The organism is Wolbachia endosymbiont (group A) of Anoplius nigerrimus (assembly GCF_947251795.1).
Taxonomy (GTDB): Bacteria; Pseudomonadota; Alphaproteobacteria; order Rickettsiales; family Anaplasmataceae; genus Wolbachia.
On record NZ_OX366385.1, the window covers coordinates 370,539 to 394,170 of the forward strand.

Here is a 23,632-nt window from a genome sequence, read left to right on the forward strand (position 1 = left end):
ATTTTGTCCACTGTAAAGATATAAACTCAAAAGGTGTAAGACCCTTAAGACGCTAACTATGGATTAGAAGGAGAATAGAGAGAGGGAGAGAAATAGGGTAAACTCCAGTATTTTAGCGATAGTAGGAGGTTACCCAATGAACAAGAATATAACAGAATTGTTTTGTTTTATAGATGATTATTGCAAAATAATAGATGAAAATTTTGCAAACAGACTATTGTCTAATAACAAAAAACCTACCAGAGTGCCAGAAATAAAGTATTCTGAAATTATAACAATAATTCTACTATATCAGCAGTCTAGATATGAAAATTTTAAATCATTTTATCAATATTATCTAAAGTTATTACATAAGTCAGACTTTCCAACACTGCCTTCATATGATAGGTTCATTGCGTTAAAGCCGCGAGTTTTATGGTATTTAGCGATTCTGCTGCAATGGTTATGTGAGCAAGCAAAAGAGACAGGTATTTCCTATATCGATTCAACACCTATCGCAACATGTCATAGGAAGCGAATCTCAGAAAACAAAGTTTTTGTCGGAATTGCTGAAATAGGAAAAAGCACTTATGGTTGGTTTTATGGTTTTAAATTACATATGGTAATCAATGAAAAAGGTGAAATTCAAGGGGTTACTTTGACAAAAGGTAATGTTGACGATAGGAAACCAGTTCCAGACCTGACTAAAAAATTAGCGGGTTTATTATTTGGAGATAAAGGCTATATTAAGAAAGATCTATTTTTGAAACTACTTGATAGAAATCTCAAGCTTGTGACCAAGATAAAAAAAGGTATGAAAAATGCATTAATCTCGCTAAATGAGAAGATTTTTCTGAGAAAAAGATCTATTATTGAAACCGTCTTTGGTTACCTAAAAAACAGATTGGAAATTGAGCATACCCGCCATAGATCTCCTATTAATTTTTTAGTTCACATTTTTTCCACCCTTATTTCATATTCTTTAAAACATAAAAAACCTTCTATTTCTAATACTTTCTTTGTCTCCTAATCCATAGTTAGCGTTTAAGAGTTTTGAGTCTTTTAGCATAATTGTGGGCCATAACAAAGTCATAAAGATGCTCCTTAAGTTGCTGATGCGAACGATAGTAATATTTCTTAACTGTAGCATTCTTTAAAGTTTTATTCATACGTTCAACTTGTCCATTTGTCCAAGAATGGCTAACTTTTGTCAAACGATGTTCAATGTTATTTTCTTCACAAACTCTATCAAATATGTGTTGGAAGGCGTATTTATGGCGCTTCTGATTTGTAAATTGTATGCCATTATCTGTCAAAATAGTGTGCGGTAAAATTCTAATCAGATTACCTAAAAACTCAGCAGCTATGGGTTTTGTAGCACTTTTATGCAACTCAACGTAGGCTCTGTGGACAAAATTTTAGAGAAGCCATACAAGAGCTCCAACAAAATTGAGAAAACCCATAAAAACCTCAGCAGTTTTATCAAATCTGGAAAAAATGCGCCTAAAATTTTTAATTTTACCAAAAAAACACTCAATCAAATGACGTTCTTTGTAGATATGCTCATCGTAATACCTTTGCACTTTTCGATTCCGTTTTGGCGGAATAACTACTGTACATCCCTTGTCTTCAAGACTTGTAACAAAGGCATTGCTATCGTAGCCCTTGTCAGCTACTACAGTAGAGTTATAGATACTTTCGGTCAACACTTGTGCCTGCGTAATTTCATTTCTTTGACCAGGAGTCAGAGTAAATTTAAGTGGATTTCCAAGTGCATCGACAAGCGCATGTATTTTAGTTGTAAAGCCACCTTTGCTCCTCCCTAAAGCTTCTTGATCCTTGGAGTTTTTTGTATATCCAGATGAACATGGATGGGCTCGGATGATCGTACCGTCGATTATAGCAACTTCTAAATCAGGCTCTTGTTTAGTATATTCAAGCAATTTTTTCCAGACATCTCTTTCACACCATCTTTTAAATCGCTTATGTATACTCCTGTAATTACCATAAGTTTTTGGTAAAAGTCTCCATTGGCAACCACTTCGCACTATGTACCACACTGCCTCTATGAATATTCTTAAACGTTTTTCATCTTTGCTGTGCATTCCTTTTACGCTTTTTATGAACTCTAAAATTTGTTTCCAATTTTCCTCTTTGATGTAATATTGCATATGGTAGTTTCTCCATTTTTTACCTATTAGGCTAAACTACCATCTTTTTCTCTCTTTTCATATTTTTTGTCCACAGAGCCTAGGTGAATTTGATCTATTGCAATAAACAAATATAACTTTCCTTCTTCTGTTCTGACTTCTGCAATATCAATATGCTATAGGATATTGTTTGAATTTCTTTCTTGGTTTAACTTCACCATCGACATCTGGTAGTCTGCTAATGTTGTGCCTTTGTAAACAACGATGTAAGCTGGAGCGACTCAAATGTGGGATTGAGGTTTGCAAAGCGTAGATCTAATGGCAATAGAGTATGCTTACGAAATGCAACACTCCTCTTCTAAAGTTAAAACAGTTGATCTTGGATGCTTTGGACCCATACCAGCATCTTTGGTAAATGAGCGTTTTCTCCACTTAATAATAGTTTTTGGTTTAAAGTTTGGAAAGCTTTGCTATGCTCTCTTTACTATTTTGTATTGCTCTACGCTGTTGTTCTGGCGCGCCCATGTAACCATAATTCCTCCCTTGATGATATTTTTTTCTCACATTTTATCATACCATCACACTCTGGAACTGTACATCTAATACAATTATAGAACAAGTTTAAAAGTTCTGGTAAAGTAGTTTTATTTACAAAGAATATGCTACTTGAAATTGAAAAGCGCAGCATAACAAATGCATTGTGGAAGTTGCAAGAAGCAGATCAAAGGGAAATCTTAACTCTTATACAGAGATTTGAGTTGCCAGAAGCACTAGCAAGAATATTGGTTACTCGTGGTGTTAACATAGAAAATGCGAGCGACTTCTTATATCCACTAATCAGATCGCTATTACCAGATCCCTTTCACCTTCTTGATATGGATAAAGCTGTTTCTCGTATAATACGGGCAATAAAAAATAGTGAAAACATTGCAATATTTGGTGACTATGATGTTGATGGTGCAACGTCGTCAGCATTGATTAACAGGTACCTAAGAGCAATCGGTATACACTCTATAATCTACATTCCAGATCGTGTTGATGAGGGCTATGGATTAAACACAGATGCTTTATTACAACTTAAAAAAAACGGGATCGATTTATGTATTTCCGTTGATTGCGGTACGCTTGCATATCAACCAATAGAAGATGCAAAGGTCTTTGGTCTTGATATTATAGTTGTCGATCATCATCTTGGTATGGAAAAGTTACCAAGCGCCGTAGCAGTTGTTAACCCAAACCGCCTTGATGAAAGCTCTCCTTATACTAACCTTGCAGCAGTTGGAGTGTCATTTCTGCTGATTATTGCTCTTAATAAAAGCCTACGTGAGCAAGGATTTTTTACCAACAAAAAAGAACCGGATTTATTTGATCTACTGGATTTAGTTGCCCTTGGAACTGTTTGCGATGTTATGCAGATTACAGGCCTCAATAGAGCACTTATCTCACAAGGATTAAAAGTTATGTCAGCAAGAAAAAACGTTGGCTTGCGTGTTTTATTTGATGCTTTGGGAATCCTTGAAAAACCAAGTGTTTCGCGGTTAGGATTTAGCATTGGACCGTGCATAAATGCTGGAGGAAGAATTGGAGAAGCGTCGCTCGGTGCAAGGTTGCTTTCTACGGATGATGAAGAAGAAGCTCATTCAATCGCGCTAAAATTAATAGATTTGAATAATGCAAGAAAAGTGTTAGAAAATGAGGCTCTCTCGGAAGCTACAACACAGGCGGAAAAGTCTGCGCAATTAGGTGTAAATTTTATAATGGTAAGCGGCAACTGGCACCGGGGAATAATTGGTATAATTGCATCGAGGCTAAAGGAACAGTTTCACTTACCAGCAATAGTGATATCTTTAAATAATGGAATAGGTAAGGCAAGCTGCAGGTCAATTTCTGGAGTTGATATCGGTGCTGCAGTCCTTTCCGCAAAGTTTACAAATTTAATTATTGAAGGTGGTGGCCATAGTATGGCGGCAGGATTTTCAATTAAAGAAGACAAAATAAATGATTTGCATGATTTTTTTACTGAAAGATTTGCAAACTCTATAAATGAGAAAACTTTAAAAGCTGATAGTATAGTAACTGCTAAAGCAATAAACTTGTCTCTGTGGAACCAACTGCAACGCTTGGGACCATTTGGAGTTGGGAATCCTGAACCAAGGTTTATCATTCAGGGAGCAAAGATAAGAAAGCCTGAAGTTATAGGAGTTGACCATATAAAATGTTTTATTGCTGATGATAATGTTATGGTAAGAGCTATTGCATTTCGCTCTGCAAATACTCACCTTGGCTCTGCTATCATGCAGGGTAATGTTAAAGCCATTTTGGGTAAAATCTCTATAAATTACTGGAATGGCAATGAATTTGTACAATTTTTAATAGAAGATGTATTGACCATTAGTTGAGTTACTATTTTACAATAATTACCTATCAATCTCACCAAAAACTATATCGATTGAGCCAATAATTGCTGCAACGTCGGCAAGCATGTGTCCTTTTGCCATAAAATCCAAAGCTTGTAAATGTGCAAAGCCAGGTGCTCTTATTCGGCATCTATAAGGTCTATTGGTACCATCTGAAACTATATACACTCCAAACTCACCTTTTGGTGCCTCAACAGCTGTGTAAGCTTCACCTTTTGGTACGTGATATCCTTCTGAGTAAAGTTTAAAATGGTGAATCAGAGCTTCCATAGATTTTTTCATCTCTGCTCTTGGCGGTGGAGAAATTTTTCTATCTTCAGTTTTTATTGGGCCTCCAGGCATTTTCTCTATACACTGCTTCACCAAGCTAACAGACTGCCTAATCTCTGCCATTCTAACTAGATAACGGTCATAACAATCGCCATTTTGGCCAATAGGTATATCAAAATCTAGCTGATCATATATTTCATATGGCTGGCTTTTTCGCAAATCCCAAGCAAGTCCAGCAGCACGCAACATTGGGCCACTAAAGCCCCAGTCAAGTGCCTGTTTAATTGATATTTCACTGATTCCTACAGTGCGTTGCTTCCATATCCTATTTTCTGTTAAAAGTTCATCAACATCGTCTATATACTTTGGAAATTGCTCTATAAACTTTGCAATATCCTCAATCAAGCCTTCTGGAACATCTGCTGCAACTCCACCTGGTCTGATGTAAGCTGCGTGAAACCTTGCTCCTGAAGCTCTTTCGTAAAATTCCAGTATTTTTTCTCTTTCTTCAAAGAGCCATAAAAGAGGGGTCATTGCTCCAACATCAAGCGCTTGAGAAGAAATGTTCAGTAAATGATTTAGTATTCTCGTCAGTTCACAAAACAAGACACGTAAATACTTTGCCCTAATTGGCACTTCACATTGCAACAATTTCTCCACACAAAGTGAATATGCATGCTCTTGTGACATTGGTGATACGTAATCAAGGCGATCAAAATAAGGCAAAGCTTGAAGATACGTTTTATGTTCTATTAATTTTTCAGTACCGCGGTGCAAAAGCCCAATATGGGGATCTGCCCTCTCGATCACTTCACCATCCATCTCTAAAACAAGACGCAACACTCCATGTGCAGCTGGGTGCTGAGGGCCAAAATTTAACATCATTGTCTTTAGATCGGGCATGTCCAGTAGTTTAAGATATTAAAATTGTATAGGCTAAAGTGCGCTCAAAGTCAATAGACTTCTTGCATATGCTACAACTATCATTCAATAGAAACAAAAACTTTTACAATGCTAATAAGTGTTGGTAAAACTAAGTTACTTTAGCTATAGAATGACAGAAAGGGTCTGCATTAGCCAAATTTTTAGTTGAGGTAGCATAAGAGGTTAAAGGAAAAGCTTTGTGTTAATGGATTCATTTCAGGTATAATACAGATAATACCACAATACTTATAAAATGGATCATGTTGTTAATGCGTATAATAGACTTGACACTCCTATAGTCAGGGGAGAAGGGGCATATCTTTTTGATAAAGATGGTAAAAAATATTTAGATTTTGCTGCAGGTATTTCTACAACTTCTTTAGGGCATTGTCATCCATACATTACAGACAAACTGAAAGAGCAATTGAGCTCACTATGGCACTGCTCTAACATTTTCACTATTCCCGAGCAAGAAAGACTTGCCGAGCGTTTAACAACCCTTACTTTTGCAGATAAAGTTTTTTTCTGCTCAAGTGGGCTTGAAGCAACAGAAGCTGCAATTAAGTTTATTCGCCGTTATTTTTACTTGAAAGGGCAAGCAAAACGTAATCGTATTATTACAATTGAAGGAGGGTTTCATGGCCGCAGTATTGCTGCAATTTCTGCTGGAGGCAGTGAAAAATCACGCGAAGGTTTTGCTCCGCTCCTTTCTGGTTTTGATAAAGTGCCAAGAAATGACATTAAAGCATTAGAAGAAAAAATCAATAATGAAACATCTGCTGTGTTTTTAGAGCCCATACAAAGCGAAGGTGGAGTATATCCACTAGACGTAAGATATCTTCAAAAAGTAAGGAAAATAACAAAAGCTCAAGGAATAATTTTGTGCTTTGATGAAGTGCAATGTGGATATGGACGCATCGGTTCTTTATTTCATTATCAAAATGTCGGCATTGAACCTGATATGCTAACCTGTGCAAAAGCTATGGGTAACGGTTTTCCTCTAGCTGCATGTTTATTAAAAGATTACATAGCAGAAGCAATTACTCCAGGAACTCATGGATCAACCTATGGTGGTAATCCACTTGCCATGACTGTTGGTAATGCAGTACTCGATATAATGCTAAAAGAAGGCTTTTTTGATCATGTTAAAAGAATTAGTAAATATTTAAAAGAAAAGCTGTTGCCTTTAGCTAAAGAATTTCCTGAGATGATTTTAGAAGTTCGTGGAGAAGGGTTACTAATGGGAATAGAACTAGCAACTCCTGTAGCTGATAAAATTATTAGTCGATCTCTTGATAAAGGTTTAATAATAACTAGGGTTTCAAACAACAAAGTAGTAAGAATAACCCCACCACTTATCATTGAGGATGAGCATGTGAATGCGGCGTGTAATATGCTTTATGATTTATTTTTTAAGATTAAAGATATATAAAATTCGGCAATATAAGTTCAGGCTTGCAAATGCCTTCCATAACATGTAAAATTAATTTTGTTTTTTATCACAATAACATCGTACTTTAATGGATTGGTTATTGGTCTTAGTATTATCAGCAATTTTTATTTTGTTAATTTTATCGTTTTTGTTCTCAGGAGCAGAAATAGGCTTAACCTCAATTAGCCGTTCTCGAGTTAATAAGCTAAAATTAGACGGTAACAAAAGAGCCAGGATAATAGACCGCTTATTAAATAGGAAAGAATTAACAATAGGAACGGTATTGCTCGGCAATACAATTATTAATATTACTTGCTCTGCTTTATTTACAGCAATATTTATCAATCTTTTTGGAAATGAGGGCATTCTCCTATCAACAATTATAATAACATTTTGTATTTTATTGTTCTGCGAAGTTCTACCAAAAACTTATGCTATTCAAAATCCTGAAAAATTTGCATCATTTTCTGCTTATTTTGTATTGTTTTTTGTAAAGATTTTTTCTCCATTGACGCTAGGTATTCAATTTATTGTTAACCTCATCCTGAAATTATGTGGGCTGCATAAAGACAAGGAAGTGATATCTGCAGCGGATGCAATGCGTAATATGATTACTCTTCACCGCAGTGAAGGAACTATGTTACAACAGGATTTAGATATGCTAAGCAGCATACTTGATTTGGCTGAAACAGAGATATCACAAATTATGACCCATAGAAGAAACCTATTTTCTCTTGATATAGATCGGAATAAAGAAGAGTTAATAAGAGAGATTTTAACCAGCAGTCACAGTAGAGTACCTTTATGGCAAAAAGAACCAGAAGATATTATCGGTGTAATTCACGTGAAAGATCTAATAAATGCCTTGCGTGAGAAGGATAATAAAACAGAAGAAGTTGACATTGCCCAAGTTATGTCGAAACCTTGGTTCATACCAGAAAGTACGCTGCTTAGCGTACAACTTCACAACTTCCGTAAGAACAGGAAACACCTTGCACTTGTTATCGATGAATATGGAGCATTGCAGGGGATCGTAACCCTTGAGGATATATTAGAAGAAATAGTCGGAGAAATTTCCGATGAGCATGATTTGATTACGGAGAATTTTATAAAGAAAATATCTGATAATGTGTATCACATAGAAGGGGAATCTACTATTAGGGACATTAACAGGCAGTTATACTGGAATCTCCCTGATGAAGAAGCTACAACTCTAGCAGGTATGATTGTGAATGAAATAGAGCGCATTCCTGACGAAGGCGAGGAGTTTTCCATGTATGGTTTTCGCTTTAAGATTTTAAAAAAAGATAAAAATATTATTACTGTTGTTGAAGTGCAAGTAAAAACTGGTAATACTAGTAGTAGGAGCAATTAATTAGTGGAGTTTCATGGAAGATACAGTAAAAATAACGGCTGAAGAGTTGAAGGGTTACGTAGAGAGAATCGAAAAACTTGAACAAGAAAAGAGGGATGTGCAAGATCACATTCGTGATGTATATGCAAAAGCCGCAGATGAAGGTTGGGATACAAAAGTGATGAAACAAATTATTAGGCTGAGGAAGATGGATGATGATGACAGAGAGGAACAGGAAATATTGCTTGATACCTATAAACGTGCATTGGGAATGAGCTACGAAGAAGAGTTAAGTGAATAGCAGAATTGTAATTGGAATAAGTGGAGCATCTGGTTCTATTTACGGTGTACGAATTCTAGAAGCGTTGAAAGACGTTGATTATGAAACTCATTTAGTGATAAGCAGTGCTGGGAAAATAACTTTAGCTCATGAGATTAAAGAAAAACTTGAAGATATTACATCACTTGCAGATTTTTACTATTCTGAAGAAAGAATAGGAGAAAAAATAGCAAGTGGTTCATTTAAAACCTCAGGAATGATTGTAGCACCATGCTCTATGAAGACAATGTCTGAAATCGCATCAGGTGTTACTTCCAATCTATTGACAAGGGCTGCAGATGTAACGCTAAAAGAAAGAAGAAAATTAATTCTTATGGTGCGAGAGTCACCACTACATCTTGGGCATTTACAAAATATGTTAAAATTAACGGAGATGGGAGCAATAATTGCTCCACCAGTGCCTGCTTTCTATATTAAACCAAAATCGTTGGATGATATTATTAATCATTCTGTTGGCAAAGTATTGGATTTATTTGATATAAAATTACCTGACTTTAAGGAGTGGCAAGGAAGTGACAATTATTATTGATGGTAAAAAAATAGCAAACGACCTATGTGAGAGGCTATCACAAAAAATTGATATTTTAAAGAGAGAGTATAACATTTTTCCTTGCCTGAAAGTAATTCTCGTGGGCAGCAATCCAGCAAGTCAGGTTTATGTTCGCAACAAACAAAAAAAAGCAGAATCAATGGGCATAAGTTCTGAGACCATTGTTTTGCCTAATAATATTTCAGAAGATGAATTGATTGAAAAAATCAATGAGTTAAATGAAGATCGATCTGTGCATGGCATTTTAGTACAGTTGCCTTTACCAAATCATATTAGTGCAAGCAGAGTAATTAACGCAGTAAGTATTGAAAAAGATGTAGATGGCTTCCACGATGAAAACGTTGGCAAATTAGTTAAAGGTGAAAAAAACTGCCTTATACCTTGCACTCCTAAAGGTTCTTTGCATTTAATTAAATCAATTGAAGAGAACCTTTCCGGTAAAAACGCAGTGGTGATTGGTAGGTCAAATATCGTGGGCAAGCCAATGTTTCACCTATTGCTGCAGGAAAATTGCACTGCTACCATCTTGCACTCACAGAGTAAAGATTTAGCTGAATATTGCTCTAAAGCGGATATAGTAGTTGCAGCAGTCGGAAAGCCAAATTTTGTTCAAGCAGACTGGATAAAGAAAGGGGCAATAGTGATCGATGTTGGCATAAATAGTGTTAATGTAGGAGAGCTTGTAGGTGATGTTGACTTTGAGGGAATAAAAGGGAAAGCCAAAGCTATTACCCCAGTACCCGGAGGCGTTGGCCCAATGACAATTGCATTTCTAATGATGAACACTGTCATTGCTGCTTGCTTGCAGAAGGGAGTTGATGCTTCTAATTTCATTAGTTGAGGTATGAAGAGGAAAGCTATATGAAGATAGAATGTGCCACATCTCACAATTAATAAAAAATTGAGATTTTTGAAATCCCTCAGTAGTCAAATTTATTAAATATTTAGGATCATCATCATTCTACCTTATCCAAAGCCATTTTATACCTTTTTATCCCTTCTGGGGTAACCTTTTTTCAGTTAGCTATAGGTATAAAATAATGGAGTATGTCTCTCCATCATTCAACAGCAATTACAGTATGTTTTTACAAATTTGAAAATTAGTGTTAAATAAAAATATAAATGCAAAAGGAAAAGAAATGATTGAACTTAAAGGCCAAGAAATTTGTGCAGGCGGAAATAAGAAAAATTTGATTATTTTTTTACATGGTTGGGGCTCAAGTGGCGATAATTTCATTCACCTTGCTAAAGTTATGAGCAAGTTTTTACCCGAGTCATATTTTGTAGCACCCAATGCTCCGTTTGAAAGAGAAATAGGTGATGGTTATCAGTGGTTCAGCTTGGAAGATCGTAGTGAGGAAGCGCTATATAATGGAGTAAAAAATGTTACATCAATTGTAAATCATTTCATTGATACAAAATTAAAGGAGCTTAATTTAAAAGATACGCAACTTTCTTTAGTTGGATTTTCTCAAGGAGCAATGCTTGCAATACATACAGCTCTCACCCGCTCTCAATCATGTGCATCAGTTGTTGCATACTCTGGTAGGTTTCTTTCACCTTCAAAAACTGCACCAGAGATCAAGTCAAAACCTAACATATGTGTTATCCATGGTGATGCTGACGACGTGGTACCTTTTTCGTCTCTCGACTTAGCGGTTAAAGCTCTGAAAGAAAATGGGGTAAATGTTGAAGGGCACCCAATTCATGGATTAGGGCATATTATTAATGAAGAAGGGATAAAATTAGGAGTAGAATTTATCAAGAGGAATTTTAAAAATTAATTTTCATGCACTTGTTTTGCTTTGGTTATGGATATGTAGCTAAATTTTTATCGGGAAAACTACTGAACTTAGGTTGGAAAGTTAGTGGCACATCAAGAAGCAAAAATATACAAAATATAATCCTCTGTAATTATGAGAAAGTTAGCCAAGATCTGCTTAAAAGCGCAACGCACGTTTTAATTTCTATTCCTCCAGATGGCGATGATGTTGTGGAGAGATACGGTGATTGCCTGCAAAATGTCAAATGGTTTGGTTATTTGTCTGCAACTAGTGTCTATGGTGATCACTCTGGTAATTGGGTGAATGAGGAATCTGAAACAAAACCTATAGAAATCAGAGGAGAAAAGCGCCTTAGATCTGAAAAGAAGTGGCTGAATAGCAAACTGCCTGTACATATTTTTCGTTTAGCTGGAATATACGGTCCTGGTAGGAACGTGTTAATTGACTTGCAGCTTGGCAAAGCAAGAAATGTGAAAAAGGAAGGGCATTTTTTTTCTCGTATTCACGTTGAAGATATATCGAATATTCTATTTTCTTCCATGCAAAACATAAAACCTGGTGAAATATACAATTGTGCAGATGATTTACCCACTACACAATCTGAAGTGATAATGTATGCAGCCAAACTTCTCAACGTTAGCCCTCCAGAGCCAATTAAGTTACCAGATTATGCACAGAGTTTTTATTTAGGATCAAAAAAAGTAAGTAATGTTAAAATTAAAAAAGATCTTAATGTCTCTCTAATTTATCCTAACTACAAGGTGGGATTAGAGAGTTTGCACGTAAAAAAACTGAAATCACATTAGAATGAAGTAGATAGACCTATTGTTTAGTTGTATCCGTTCAGCAAAGTGGCAAAATAGGTAGGCGAGATAAACCAAAAAATCAAGAAAAAGTAAGTTTACAACAAATGGTCAGTGCTTGACACTGGAATCCAGCCTTTCCATAATCATCAAAACATTGTATTTTAACGTAAAACAGCTATTTTTATGCTCACCAACTTAATAAAATTCCTGGATCCAAGTAGTCAAGGCACTGGGATGACAAAGGAGAGCAGTGTCAGCTACTTGCATGACACCACCTGCCAAGCAAATTGCAATGTTCGTACAGTAAGCACTGATCACTTTTGCTTCAATATTTGCACATTAGCCATGCCTTGAATCAATATGTTTAGTTCTGTCATTGTGTCCGCTCAGACTAATGTTCTCTAGGCTCTGTGGACAAAAAATATGAAAAGAGAGAAAAAGATGGTAGTTTAGCCTAATAGGTAAAAAATGGAGAAACTACCATATGCAATATTACATCAAAGAGGAAAATTGGAAACAAATTTTAGAGTTCATAAAAAGCGTAAAAGGAATGCACAGCAAAGATGAAAAACGTTTAAGAATATTCATAGAGGCAGTGTGGTACATAGTGCGAAGTGGTTGCCAATGGAGACTTTTACCAAAAACTTATGGTAATTACAGGAGTATACATAAGCGATTTAAAAGATGGTGTGAAAGAGATGTCTGGAAAAAATTGCTTGAATATACTAAACAAGAGCCTGATTTAGAAGTTGCTATAATCGACGGTACGATCATCCGAGCCCATCCATGTTCATCTGGATATACAAAAAACTCCAAGGATCAAGAAGCTTTAGGGAGGAGCAAAGGTGGCTTTACAACTAAAATACATGCGCTTGTCGATGCACTTGGAAATCCACTTAAATTTACTCTGACTCCTGGTCAAAGAAATGAAATTACGCAGGCACAAGTGTTGACCGAAAGTATCTATAACTCTACTGTAGTAGCTGACAAGGGCTACGATAGCAATGCCTTTGTTACAAGTCTTGAAGACAAGGGATGTACAGTAGTTATTCCGCCAAAACGGAATCGAAAAGTGCAAAGGTATTACGATGAGCATATCTACAAAGAACGTCATTTGATTGAGTGTTTTTTTGGTAAAATTAAAAATTTTAGGCGCATTTTTTCCAGATTTGATAAAACTGCTGAGGTTTTTATGGGTTTTCTCAATTTTGTTGGAGCTCTTGTATGGCTTCTCTAAAATTTTGTCCACAGAGCCTAGGGCATAGGCCTTCATTATTAATAACACCTATTATTTCTTCAAATATCAAATTTGTTACAGTTCTATAACGATCACCATAACATGAATTCAATCTTATCCCTTTCCTTAAGTATTTATTTGTTATGTATTGAATAAGCCTTAAAGCACTTCCTTTGTTATTTTCTTTTTCCACATTTTCTATCTCCTCACAAAATTCACCAATCAGATTACTTTCATTTGTAGTTAATGGTATTTCTAGATCCATTAAAAGTGAGCCATCTTCCGAAAAACAAGAATAATCTGAACTACAGCTCGAATTTGAGTCCCAATCACTTGATTCAGTATAAGGCGTCTGATTACCATCAGTGGAACTATCATCTGAATCATGATCACTAGAGTTCTGTAGTCGATTATCACTTTCGTGTTCATCTGTTTTGTTTGACAAATCATTTTTGGCAAAGTTATACTCTTGGTTAAGAGAGAACTTCGTCGGATCTTCTATATCACTTTCAAGAATTTGTTGGTCTATTGTTTGTTGCTTTTTTATCTTATAAGTCATATTATATAACCATTACCCATTAATTCTTTGATAAATACTATAATACATAGACAAGTCAGCAAAGAAATTTGACTTACATTATTCTACCACGATTTCGAGATAGAGGAATGAATTATTTTAGTTTTGATATTTAAACGTTTTGTATCTGCTGTAATGATTTCACTTCCAATTTGCTATTCTTTACATATTGAATTGCAAGCACTAACGCTTTACTCCCAGAAGCTGTGGTACTGTAAGCTATATTTTGCAAAATAGCAGTTCTCCTGATATCTTTGCTATCTGAGACTGATTTCACACCTTTTGAAGTATTGATCACTAGATTTATTTTTCCATCTTTGAGCATATCAACTATGTGGGGTCTGCCTTCTCTCACTTTATTTACAGCTTTTGCAGCAATGCCGTTATTGTTCAGATACGAAGCTGTGCCTTTGGTGGCATATATTTCAAAACTCAGTTCTTTCAACATTCGTACAACAGGCAATATATACTTTTTATCATCATCTTTTACTGAAACCAGAGCTGTTCCTTCTGTTGGTAACTTGTATCCTGCAGCCATGTGCACTTTTGCAAGTGCAGCTTCGAAAGATGAGTCAATTCCCATCACTTCTCCTGTTGATTTCATTTCAGGACTAAGTAAAGTATCAACTCCTGCAAAGCGGGTAAATGGAAAAACAGCAGCTTTAACTGCAAAATGATTGAAAGGCTTGTTTTCCTGATTCAAATTTTTACCCAAAACAACCTGAGTGGCGAGCTTTGCAATAGGAATGTTGATTACCTTGGAAATAAAAGGAACTGTGCGGCTAGCCCTTAGATTTACTTCAAGTATGTATACATCACTCTCTTGAACAGCAAACTGAATGTTTATCAGACCTTTCACTTTTAATGCTAATGCTATTCTCTCAGTTTGGAGCTCGATCTCTTTTATTACTTCGTCACTCAATGTATTTGTCGGTATTGAGCATGTTGAATCGCCAGAGTGGATACCAGCTTCTTCAATATGCTCCATGACCGCTGCAATGAAAACTTTTTCCCCATCACATACAGCATCAACGTCAACCTCAACTGCATTGACTAAAAATTTATCAAGAAGCAGCGATCCGTGTTCAAAAATTTTGGTTTGATTCAAGACATACTCTTTAAAGCTCTGAGTATCGTGTCTAATCGACATAGACTGACCGCCAAGGACATATGATGGCCTGACTACTAGTGGAAACCCCACCTTTTCTGCATTGGTTAACGCTTCTTCTACTGAATGGCAGATAGAATTTTCAGGTTGTTTTAAATTAAGTTGCAAAGCAAGGTTTTTAAACCTCATGCGATCTTCTGCAAGGTCAATAGAATCAAACGAAGTTCCCAGAATTTTGAAACCTCTCTCGTTAAGCACTTTGGCTAACTTTAAAGGTGTTTGACCACCTATTTGAACTATTACACCAACTAGTGTGCCATTTTCTTGCTCTTTACTTAGTATTTCAAGCACATCCTCTGCAATCAGTGGTGCAAAATATAAACGATCAGCGGTATCGTAGTCAGTTGAAACAGTTTCGGGATTACAGTTGATCATTATTGTTTCATACCCCATTTCTTTGGCGGCAGAAGCTGCATGTACGCATGCATAATCAAACTCAATACCTTGACCAATGCGATTTGGACCACTTCCTAAAATGACAACCTTTTCTCGGTCAGAAATATTCGCCTCACATTCCGTTTTATTTTCAACATCACCCTCATAGCAGCCATACATATAAGCAGTGCTCGATTCAAATTCAGCTGCACAGGTGTCTACACGCTTATAAACTTGTTTGATGCCAAATTTTTTTCTTGTTTCTTCGATTTGCTCTACTTTCTTATTGCTTAATTTCGCCAATCTTGCATCTGAAAATCCCATTTTTTTCAGCTCTAACATTTCATATGCAGTTTCAGGAAGGCCGTTTTCCTTGATTTTTTGTTCAGCCAAGATGATTTGCTGTATATTTTGTAGAAACCATAAGTCATATCCTGTAATCGAATTTATTTCTTCTATGCTAATTCCGTGACGCATTGCGTCAGCAGCAATCAGTACTCTGTTTGGCAGCAATTTTGCTAATTGAGATTTTACGTGATCAATATCAATGTTCTCAGGAAATACTTCATCAAGTCCTGTAAGATCAGTTTCAAGTGAACGGAAAGCTTTCTGCAGTGACTCATTAAAAGTGCGGCCTATAGACATTACTTCTCCCACTGATTTCATGGAAGTTGATAGTTCACAATTCGTTCCCTTAAATTTCTCAAACTCAAATCGAGGGATTTTAGTGACGATATAATCAATCACTGGTTCGAATGCTGCTGGTATTATTGGAGCACAGTCGTTACGTATTTCATCGAGTGAATAGCCAATAGCAAGTTTAGTTACAACTTTTGCAATAGGATAACCTGTTGCTTTTGAGGCAAGTGCAGAAGAGCGAGAAACCCTTGGATTCATTTCAATTACAACGAGGCTTCCATCTTCTTTAGGATTCACTGCAAACTGAACATTTGCACCTCCGGCACTAACATCAATTTCTCTCAGCACTGCTATAGATGCATTTCTCATCTGTTGGTATTCTACGTCACGCAGAGTCAAAGCAGGAGCAACAGTTATGCTATCCCCAGTGTGCACTCCCATCGGATCAACATTTTCTATCGAACAGACTATTATGCAGTTATCTTTACAATCGCGGATAACTTCCATTTCATATTCTTTCCAGCCGATAATTGATTCATCTATCTGAACTTCATTTATTGGCGAAATTTTGAGAGCACTTTCTGCGATATTGAAAAACTCCTCTTTATTATATGCTATGCCACTACCTGCTCCACCAAGAGTGAATGATGAGCGGATAATTGCTGGTAATCCAACGTAGTCCAAAGCCTTTTTTATTTGTTCTTGATTTTTTATAATGATACTTTTGGGGTATTTCAGTCCTATTCTATCCATGGACTGACGGAATAACTCTCTATCCTCTGCTTTTTTTATTGCTTCTCTATTTACCCCTATTAATTCTACATTGTATTTGTCTAACACTCCATCATCTGCAAGTTTTATTGCGCAATTGAGTGCTGTTTGCCCGCCCATTGTTGGCAATATTGCGTCTGGCCTCTCCTTAATTATAATTTTCTCTATGATTTCAGGCAGTACCGGCTCAATATAAGTTGCATCAGAGAATTCAGGATCTGTCATTATAGTTGCGGGGTTGGAGTTAACCAAAATGACTTTATAACCTTCACTTTTTAATACTTTACAGCTTTGCGTTCCAGAATAATCAAACTCGCATGCCTGACCTATAACTATTGGGCCTGCTCCTATTACTAATATAGATTCTATATCTGTGCGTTTCGGCATAATTACAATAACGGTCTCTATTCAAGTAATGTTACCAATCTTTCCTGTATATGTGAATTTTTATTAAACCTATTAGCTAACTGTTTTTAGGCTTGACGCATAACTGTACGAACATTGTGATTTGAGTCCACTAGGATCCAAGTAGCCTTCTTCTCTTGTCATCCCAGTGCCCAGACACATAGCTGTACGAACATTCATTTTTGAAGGTAAATTGCACAGCAAATGGTGTCATTCAAGTAGCTGACACTGGTTCCTTTATGACGGCAGTGCCCAGAGGTGTCATCCCAGTGCTTGACACTGGGATCTAGGCTCTGTGGACAAAAAATATGAAAAGAGAGAAAAAGATGGTAGTTTAGCCTAATAGGTAAAAAATGGAGAAACTACCATATGCAATATTACATCAAAGAGGAAAATTGGAAACAAATTTTAGAGTTCATAAAAAGCGTAAAAGGAATGCACAGCAAAGATGAAAAACGTTTAAGAATATTCATAGAGGCAGTGTGGTACATAGTGCGAAGTGGTTGCCAATGGAGACTTTTACCAAAAACTTATGGTAATTACAGGAGTATACATAAGCGATTTAAAAGATGGTGTGAAAGAGATGTCTGGAAAAAATTGCTTGAATATACTAAACAAGAGCCTGATTTAGAAGTTGCTATAATCGACGGTACGATCATCCGAGCCCATCCATGTTCATCTGGATATACAAAAAACTCCAAGGATCAAGAAGCTTTAGGGAGGAGCAAAGGTGGCTTTACAACTAAAATACATGCGCTTGTCGATGCACTTGGAAATCCACTTAAATTTACTCTGACTCCTGGTCAAAGAAATGAAATTACGCAGGCACAAGTGTTGACCGAAAGTATCTATAACTCTACTGTAGTAGCTGACAAGGGCTACGATAGCAATGCCTTTGTTACAAGTCTTGAAGACAAGGGATGTACAGTAGTTATTCCGCCAAAACGGAATCGAAAAGTGCAAAGGTATTACGATGAGCATATCTACAAAGAACGTCATTTGATTGAGTGTTTTTTTGGTAAAATTAAAAATTTTAGGCGCATTTTTTCCAGATTTGATAAAACTGCTGAGGTTTTTATGGGTTTTCTCAATTTTGTTGGAGCTCTTGTATGGCTTCTCTAAAATTTTGTCCACAGAGCCTAGGGCGAGAGATATCGAAATTATTGAACGCTGGTTCGCAAAAGGAAAATATAAACTCAAACTATAATGATGGAGAGCCTATATTCCAGACTCGTAAAGAGGCATTGAACTATCCTCCGCAAAAGAAAGACATAAACTCGAACTCTGTGAGAGGAAACTATAATGGTGGAGAGCCTACACATCAGACCGTTCAAGAAGCACGGAACTATCATCGGCAAAAGAAAGGTATAGACTCAAACCCTGTAAGCAAAAAATCACTTGCACCACCAGTACCTCCTAAAAATTATACGGAAAGGGTTATACAAAGCAGGAATATAGAAGGGATTGGAAGAAATAAGTGATTTATGTGTAAAAAACAAGAGTTAACTGACAGAAGAATTAAAACTAGTGTCAGGCTCTTGTTTAATACATATAATTGCTTATATGTGTGGTTCATAGCACATTGTTTCAACTTTACGCTTCTTTAATCACTGTGCTATAGCTAACCCAAGAAAGGTTTTCCTACGTCATACCGCCGCGGCGCTAACAAGTAGCGGAATGACGAATTTTTGTTTTTCAAATTATCGGTAAACTTAAGTCATTTTAGCTATAAATTATGAAGATCTATTGTAAAGCAGCCAAATCAATATAACAGAATACACTAAGCTTTAAGCATAGAAACCACTTTATCGTAACTTGGCAGTGACTTAATTTCTCCAATTGCAGCTAGAGTGGCTTTTTCATGCTGAGATAACAATTCTTCTGCTGCTTTTTTTACGTTAGCAGTGGTAACTGCACTAATTTTTTCTATTAATTCATTTTTACTGATGTACCTATTATAGTTACCGTAGTAGTGTCCCAATGTTTCAGCACGTGAGCTAACACTTTCGCGTGACATTAAAATTTGGGATTTTACTCGCTCTTTCACTCTATTTACTTCTTCTTCCTTCAGATCATCTGTAGACAACTTCTTCAACTCTGTCGTTATAGATTTTAAAAGCTTATCTAAGTTACTACTGTCTGTACCAGCAAAAATGGAAAACATTCCTGTATTAGTATAGCTGGAATTAAATGAATAAACAGAGTAAGCTAATCCCTGCTTTTCCCTTACTTCCTGGAATAAACGTGATGACATTCCGCTCCCTAATATAGAATCAAGCACTTGAAACGTGTGATATTTATCGTCATGGCGAGAAACACTAGGTAGACCAATTAGCAAGTGTACCTGATCTAATTTACGATGTTCTAAATACTCACCACCAGTACAGCTCGCATTTTGGCTTTTTTTCAGCTTTTTAGAATGAATCTTTGAGAGAAAATCTTTGGTTAATGCAACAACTTCTTCATGTTCAACATTTCCTGCAACGGCAAATAGCATATTCTCACCAAAGTAATGCTCATTTATGTAATTATCTAGATCTCCTCGAGTAAAAGATTTTACAGTATTTTGCGTGCCTAAGATTGACCTACCAAATGGTTGGTCTTTATAAGCTGCCTCAAAATATTTGTCGAAAATAATGTCACTTGGTGAATCATTAGTTTGAAAAATCTCTTGTATTACAACACCCTTCTCACGTTCCAATTCATCTTCTGGAAATGTTGAATTCATCAATATATCTATTAGTATATCAATACCAGTTTTGATGTCTTTCTTGAGGACTTTTGCATAATAGGTGGTGCTTTCCCTACCAGTGCTGGCGTTGAAAACCCCACCTATGTCATCAAAAGCTTTTGCAATTTCAAATGCAGTTCTTGTCTTCGTCCCTTTGAAAGCCATGTGTTCTAGAAAATGGGATATTCCATTTTGATTTGCACTTTCCGCTCTACTGCCAACACCAACTCGTATGCTTAAAGCTACGGAATCAACATCACGCACCTGCTCAGTTATTATGCGCAGACCATTATCTAATTTTGTTACCTGGGGTACATTCATCTTATGTGTTCTTTTTTAAATTCTCTTCTGCAAAATCCCAATTAATTAAATGGTCAAGGAAAACTTTTATGTAGTCAATTCTACGATTTTGACAATCTAAATAATAGGCGTGCTCCCACACATCCATAGTGAGCAATGGCACTTGGCCATAAATTAATGGCAAATCTGCATTTGGAGTTTTGGTGATTTTGAGCTTTCCTTTTTCGAGCACTAACCATACCCATCCACTGCCAAACTGGCTTACTCCATGGTTGGAGAATTCTTCATAAAATTTATCAAAGCCACCGATATCGTCCTGAATTTTTTTTGCTAAAAGACTACTATCTTTAGGCTTACCACCACCATTTTTTTTCATTGAGTTCCAATAAAAAGTGTGGTTCCAAACTTGTGCTGCGTTATTAAATATAGGCAAGTTGCTGCTATTACCATGAACTTCTGTTATTAATTCCTCAATTTTTACGTGTTGATAATCCGTATTTTCAACCAGCTCGTTGAGTTTATTTAAATACCCTTTATGATGCTTGTCATAATGAAAATCTAAGGTTTTTGCAGATATATAAGGCTCCAAAGCTGTTTTATCGTATGGTAATTCAGGTAAAGTAAAACTCATAAAAACCTCTTTATTTCTAACCTACTTGGATGGTAGGGCAATATATGCTTTTGTGCAACATATAATTAATAGCTAAAACATTTAGGTATCTATTGCATTATTCTAAATTATACTACAATAATAATTATTATATAAGCCATAGAAACGGATTAAATACAAAAACTTCCTTGACAAACTCCGCCAGCCCCCTTATCATGAAAATGAAGCTATTTATTTATCTTCTCTGTACAGATTAAATGACAAAAAAACTCACGTATCTGGCGTCTCATGTTTAATTTTTTGCACTATGTGCACTCTATGTCTTTATCAAATTTCTAGGTTTTTACCTATACAAGCTGAAATACGCTTATAAAGCATTTAAAACATTAAAAAACGCCAACTTAAAAAATGGATAGTGAATAATTAGCTACCCTAGGGTTTCTTTTGCCTTTTTTTCTGTTTAGTTAATTTCTTAATGTTTATAATTTAGATTAGTTGCGGCTTAAAAGCAACTGAATCGCGGTTATTAAACGTTTAGAATAAAAAAACGCCATACTTGAAAGTATAATGTAAGTAATTAGCCAACCACGGGGCTTCTTTTGCCTTTTTTTTTATTTGGTAAATTTCTTAATGTTTATAGCTCAAAGAGCCCAAGAGAGGTGTCATGCCAGTGCTCCTTTTTTTGTCATCCGAGTAGCCCCTATGATGTCATTCCAGCGCGTGACGCTGGAATCTAGTTCTTATTGTACATTTACTTGGTGTAGAGTTAAGTTTCCTAGATCCCAGTGTCTGGGCACTGGGATGACAAGGAAATAGGCACTGGGATGACGAGAAAGGAGCACTGGAATGACATCATAGGGGCTACTTGCATGACATCATTCTTTTTCCTGGATCCCAGTGTCAGCTACTCGGATGACAGGAGAAGGAGGCTACTTGGATAACAAGAAATAGGCACTGGAATTGCAAAGAGTTTGCAAATATTAGTTATTACCTGTAGAATACAGAGAAATTAGTAAGGATTTTAATAGGAATAATATGCCATCTGTTACTTTTGTTTTACCTGATGGGAGTAAGAAAAGCTATGAAGCTGCAGAGGGAGAAACTCTGCTTAATTTAGCCCACAGAAGTGATCCAGATCTGCTTGAAGGTGCATGTGAAGGCTCTCTTGCTTGTTCTACATGCCACGTGATTGTTGATCCAAAGTTTTATAATGCTGTAGAAACGCATAATCCCATATCTGATGAGGAAAACGATATGTTAGATTTAGCCTTCGGCTTAACGGAGACATCAAGACTTGGGTGCCAAATAAAAATCACAAAAGATATCGACGGCTTGTGTGTAACCATACCAAGGGGTACAAGAAATATATCATTGGATAAACAGGGGAGTGATTAGCTATGCGTAAGATTTTTATCTATATTATCATCTCTTTACTTTTGTTTATTCCTGTAGCGTATAGTGGTTTTTGGTATTTTTCTGCATGTAAGGTAAAAAATCTTTTAGCTGAAACAATACTATACATTAACGACGAAAAGTTTGATATTTTACATGATTTTAGTGGACTTCCTTCTAACCTAATTTTCCGTGTGACAAACCCAAAATTTTCCAATGAGCAATTAACCATCTCATCTGATGCTTTATTGATAAAAAATAGATTGTTTGATAAATCAGTATATATCTACATACCAAGCAATGAAGTCAACATTGTTGTTCATGGTGATGAGAAAAAGAATATAAAATGCCACACAAATGATAGCAGCCACTTTGTTGTTAGACTAAATGATTTACCATCTTCATTGCGATTCAACAGAAATAGTACCGTGATAGACTATATAGATACACTTCGTTACGAAGATTATGGATTAAAATGTGATGTTTCAGAAAATCAGCAAAGTGTTATAACTGAAGTGAATGATAAAAGTAATTACATTCAATTTCACCTCGATAAAGAACCAAGTGGAAATACTAAACTAGGATTTGATTTTTATACTTATCGGTATAAAAATACTGCAAGTCCTGAAAGTTACCTTAGTATCGACACTAAATTTGATTACGAATTTGTAAACCACATCTCAGCTTCCAGAATTAATTTCAACATAGAGAAATTTTTAATTCAAAGTAATAATTTTTCTCTTGCTGCAGATGGTGGAGTGCAAAATTATAATTTGGTTACGTCTTCATTTAAAGACAAAATCAACGTGGCTATATCAAATTATAAAGAATTAATCTCGTTTATGATTGGTGACTCAAAAACTTCAGATGCGTTTGAAAAATTAATGTCTTCCTTATCAGAAAAAACAACTGATGACGGCATTCAATTTTCAATAAAGTACGATGATGATGTAGGGTCAAGCTTTATTGGAAAGTTATCCATCACTGATTTTATGAACCAACTCAACCCAATTAACCAAGGATGAGAGCAGTAGTTAGTTTACTTTTCATATTGATATTTCACTCAGGCGTAAACGCTTTTACTCTGGATAATAAACTCAGAGATAAAAGCATGGAAAAACGAGCAACCAGTTTATTTGAAATAATAAGGTGTCCAATATGTTCTGGCGAATCATTGTCTGAATCTGGATCTCAGATCGCGTATGATATGCGAGAAGCAATTCGTAAAAAAATCAATGATGGATACACAGATGAAGAGATAATCTCAGAGTTAAAAAATTCTTACGGCAATTCAATTATAACTACCCCACCTAGCACTTACATCTTGTGGTTTATTCCACTTACAACTCTGCTTATTGGGTGTTTTTTAATACGAAAGTATATCAGTATGTCCAGTATATTTAAACCTTTTATGTAATGTA

At 35.9% G+C, this 23,632-nt stretch carries 21 protein-coding genes and 2 pseudogenes; 15 read left to right on the forward strand and 8 right to left on the reverse strand.

The genetic code is table 11. The features are described 5' to 3' along the window. The first annotated feature begins 136 nt into the window (after positions 1–136). Positions 137–1,009, forward strand: coding sequence for an IS982 family transposase (locus OPR26_RS01970; RefSeq protein ID WP_265015652.1), 873 nt, complete (start codon positions 137–139; stop codon positions 1,007–1,009). A gap of 13 nt (positions 1,010–1,022) precedes the next feature. Here OPR26_RS01970 and OPR26_RS01975 read toward each other — a convergent pair. From OPR26_RS01975 to OPR26_RS01985, 3 genes and pseudogenes are all read right to left on the reverse strand, one after another. Continuing rightward, a pseudogene (locus OPR26_RS01975) lies at positions 1,023–1,382 on the reverse strand (integrase core domain-containing protein); the annotation flags it as partial. A gap of 15 nt (positions 1,383–1,397) precedes the next feature. Continuing rightward, on the reverse strand, positions 1,398–2,150 hold the full coding sequence (locus tag OPR26_RS01980; RefSeq protein WP_264702259.1) for an IS5 family transposase: 753 nt from the start codon (positions 2,148–2,150) through the stop codon (positions 1,398–1,400). Between the two features lie 89 nt (positions 2,151–2,239). Then, positions 2,240–2,654 (reverse strand): annotated as a pseudogene (locus OPR26_RS01985) (transposase family protein); the annotation flags it as partial. 134 nt (positions 2,655–2,788) lie between these two features. On the opposite strand from OPR26_RS01985, the gene recJ reads away from it, so the two are divergent. Continuing rightward, entirely contained in the window at positions 2,789–4,528 is a 1,740-nt protein-coding gene (gene recJ, locus OPR26_RS01990; RefSeq protein WP_265016083.1) for a single-stranded-DNA-specific exonuclease RecJ, read from the forward strand. 18 nt (positions 4,529–4,546) lie between these two features. Here the strand turns inward: recJ and OPR26_RS01995 are convergent, their stop codons facing one another. Next, positions 4,547–5,719, reverse strand: coding sequence for an NADH-quinone oxidoreductase subunit D (locus OPR26_RS01995; protein WP_265016084.1), 1,173 nt, complete (start codon positions 5,717–5,719; stop codon positions 4,547–4,549). A gap of 274 nt (positions 5,720–5,993) precedes the next feature. On the opposite strand from OPR26_RS01995, the gene OPR26_RS02000 reads away from it, so the two are divergent. The 8 genes from OPR26_RS02000 (at position 5,994) to OPR26_RS02035 (ending at position 13,243) form a co-directional block, all read left to right on the forward strand. Further along, positions 5,994–7,172, forward strand: coding sequence for an aspartate aminotransferase family protein (locus tag OPR26_RS02000; protein WP_265016085.1), 1,179 nt, complete (start codon positions 5,994–5,996; stop codon positions 7,170–7,172). Between the two features lie 88 nt (positions 7,173–7,260). After that, positions 7,261–8,547 (forward strand): HlyC/CorC family transporter, encoded by a 1,287-nt coding sequence (locus OPR26_RS02005; RefSeq protein ID WP_265016086.1) that lies wholly within the window; start codon positions 7,261–7,263, stop codon positions 8,545–8,547. Positions 8,548–8,560: 13 nt separating this feature from the next. Further along, the gene (locus OPR26_RS02010; protein ID WP_253301906.1) at positions 8,561–8,827 is read left to right on the forward strand and encodes a DUF2312 domain-containing protein; all 267 of its coding nucleotides are present in this window, start codon (positions 8,561–8,563) and stop codon (positions 8,825–8,827) included. After that, positions 8,820–9,395, forward strand: coding sequence for a UbiX family flavin prenyltransferase (locus tag OPR26_RS02015; RefSeq protein WP_265016087.1), 576 nt, complete (start codon positions 8,820–8,822; stop codon positions 9,393–9,395). The genes OPR26_RS02010 and OPR26_RS02015 overlap by 8 nt, the downstream gene beginning before the upstream one ends. Then, complete coding sequence (gene folD / locus OPR26_RS02020) at positions 9,379–10,257, forward strand: bifunctional methylenetetrahydrofolate dehydrogenase/methenyltetrahydrofolate cyclohydrolase FolD (protein WP_253301904.1); 879 nt, start codon at positions 9,379–9,381, stop codon at positions 10,255–10,257. Before OPR26_RS02015 ends, folD begins: the two co-directional genes overlap by 17 nt. Positions 10,258–10,555: 298 nt before the next feature. Then, positions 10,556–11,200, forward strand: coding sequence for an alpha/beta hydrolase (locus OPR26_RS02025; protein WP_320157085.1), 645 nt, complete (start codon positions 10,556–10,558; stop codon positions 11,198–11,200). Positions 11,201–11,205: 5 nt separating this feature from the next. Then, positions 11,206–12,006, forward strand: a complete 801-nt coding sequence (locus tag OPR26_RS02030) for an SDR family oxidoreductase (protein WP_265016088.1) — start codon at positions 11,206–11,208, stop codon at positions 12,004–12,006. A gap of 484 nt (positions 12,007–12,490) precedes the next feature. After that, entirely contained in the window at positions 12,491–13,243 is a 753-nt protein-coding gene (locus tag OPR26_RS02035; RefSeq protein ID WP_264702259.1) for an IS5 family transposase, read from the forward strand. Here the strand turns inward: OPR26_RS02035 and OPR26_RS02040 are convergent. Both OPR26_RS02040 and carB read right to left on the reverse strand, forming a co-directional pair. Next, positions 13,209–13,802 carry a hypothetical protein gene (locus OPR26_RS02040; RefSeq protein ID WP_265016089.1) on the reverse strand — a complete coding sequence of 198 codons (594 nt, stop codon included), beginning with the start codon at positions 13,800–13,802 and terminating at the stop codon, positions 13,209–13,211. The two genes, OPR26_RS02035 and OPR26_RS02040, sit on opposite strands and share 35 nt — an antisense overlap. A 130-nt stretch (positions 13,803–13,932) precedes the next feature. Next, the gene (gene carB / locus OPR26_RS02045; RefSeq protein WP_265016090.1) at positions 13,933–17,160 is read right to left on the reverse strand and encodes a carbamoyl-phosphate synthase large subunit; all 3,228 of its coding nucleotides are present in this window, start codon (positions 17,158–17,160) and stop codon (positions 13,933–13,935) included. 387 nt (positions 17,161–17,547) lie between these two features. Between carB and OPR26_RS02050 the strand changes: the two genes are divergently transcribed. After that, entirely contained in the window at positions 17,548–18,300 is a 753-nt protein-coding gene (locus OPR26_RS02050) for an IS5 family transposase (protein ID WP_264702259.1), read from the forward strand. After that, positions 18,288–18,659, forward strand: coding sequence for a hypothetical protein (locus tag OPR26_RS02055; RefSeq protein WP_265016091.1), 372 nt, complete (start codon positions 18,288–18,290; stop codon positions 18,657–18,659). Before OPR26_RS02050 ends, OPR26_RS02055 begins: the two co-directional genes overlap by 13 nt. Positions 18,660–18,958: 299 nt before the next feature. Here the strand turns inward: OPR26_RS02055 and OPR26_RS02060 are convergent, their stop codons facing one another. Next, complete coding sequence (locus OPR26_RS02060) at positions 18,959–20,230, reverse strand: M16 family metallopeptidase (RefSeq protein WP_265016092.1); 1,272 nt, start codon at positions 20,228–20,230, stop codon at positions 18,959–18,961. Between the two features lies 1 nt (position 20,231). After that, positions 20,232–20,840 (reverse strand): superoxide dismutase, encoded by a 609-nt coding sequence (locus OPR26_RS02065; RefSeq protein WP_265016093.1) that lies wholly within the window; start codon positions 20,838–20,840, stop codon positions 20,232–20,234. Between the two features lie 1,014 nt (positions 20,841–21,854). Between OPR26_RS02065 and OPR26_RS02070 the strand changes: the two genes are divergently transcribed. The 3 genes from OPR26_RS02070 to OPR26_RS02080 are packed head-to-tail and all read left to right on the forward strand — an operon-like array spanning position 21,855 to position 23,628. After that, positions 21,855–22,214 (forward strand): ferredoxin family 2Fe-2S iron-sulfur cluster binding protein, encoded by a 360-nt coding sequence (locus OPR26_RS02070; RefSeq protein ID WP_265016094.1) that lies wholly within the window; start codon positions 21,855–21,857, stop codon positions 22,212–22,214. Positions 22,215–22,216: 2 nt separating this feature from the next. Beyond that, a complete protein-coding gene (locus OPR26_RS02075; RefSeq protein WP_265016095.1) occupies positions 22,217–23,236 on the forward strand; it encodes a hypothetical protein in 1,020 nt (339 codons plus the stop codon). After that, on the forward strand, positions 23,233–23,628 hold the full coding sequence (locus OPR26_RS02080) for a cytochrome c-type biogenesis protein CcmH (protein WP_264735675.1): 396 nt from the start codon (positions 23,233–23,235) through the stop codon (positions 23,626–23,628). Before OPR26_RS02075 ends, OPR26_RS02080 begins: the two co-directional genes overlap by 4 nt. Positions 23,629–23,632: the final 4 nt, after the last annotated feature.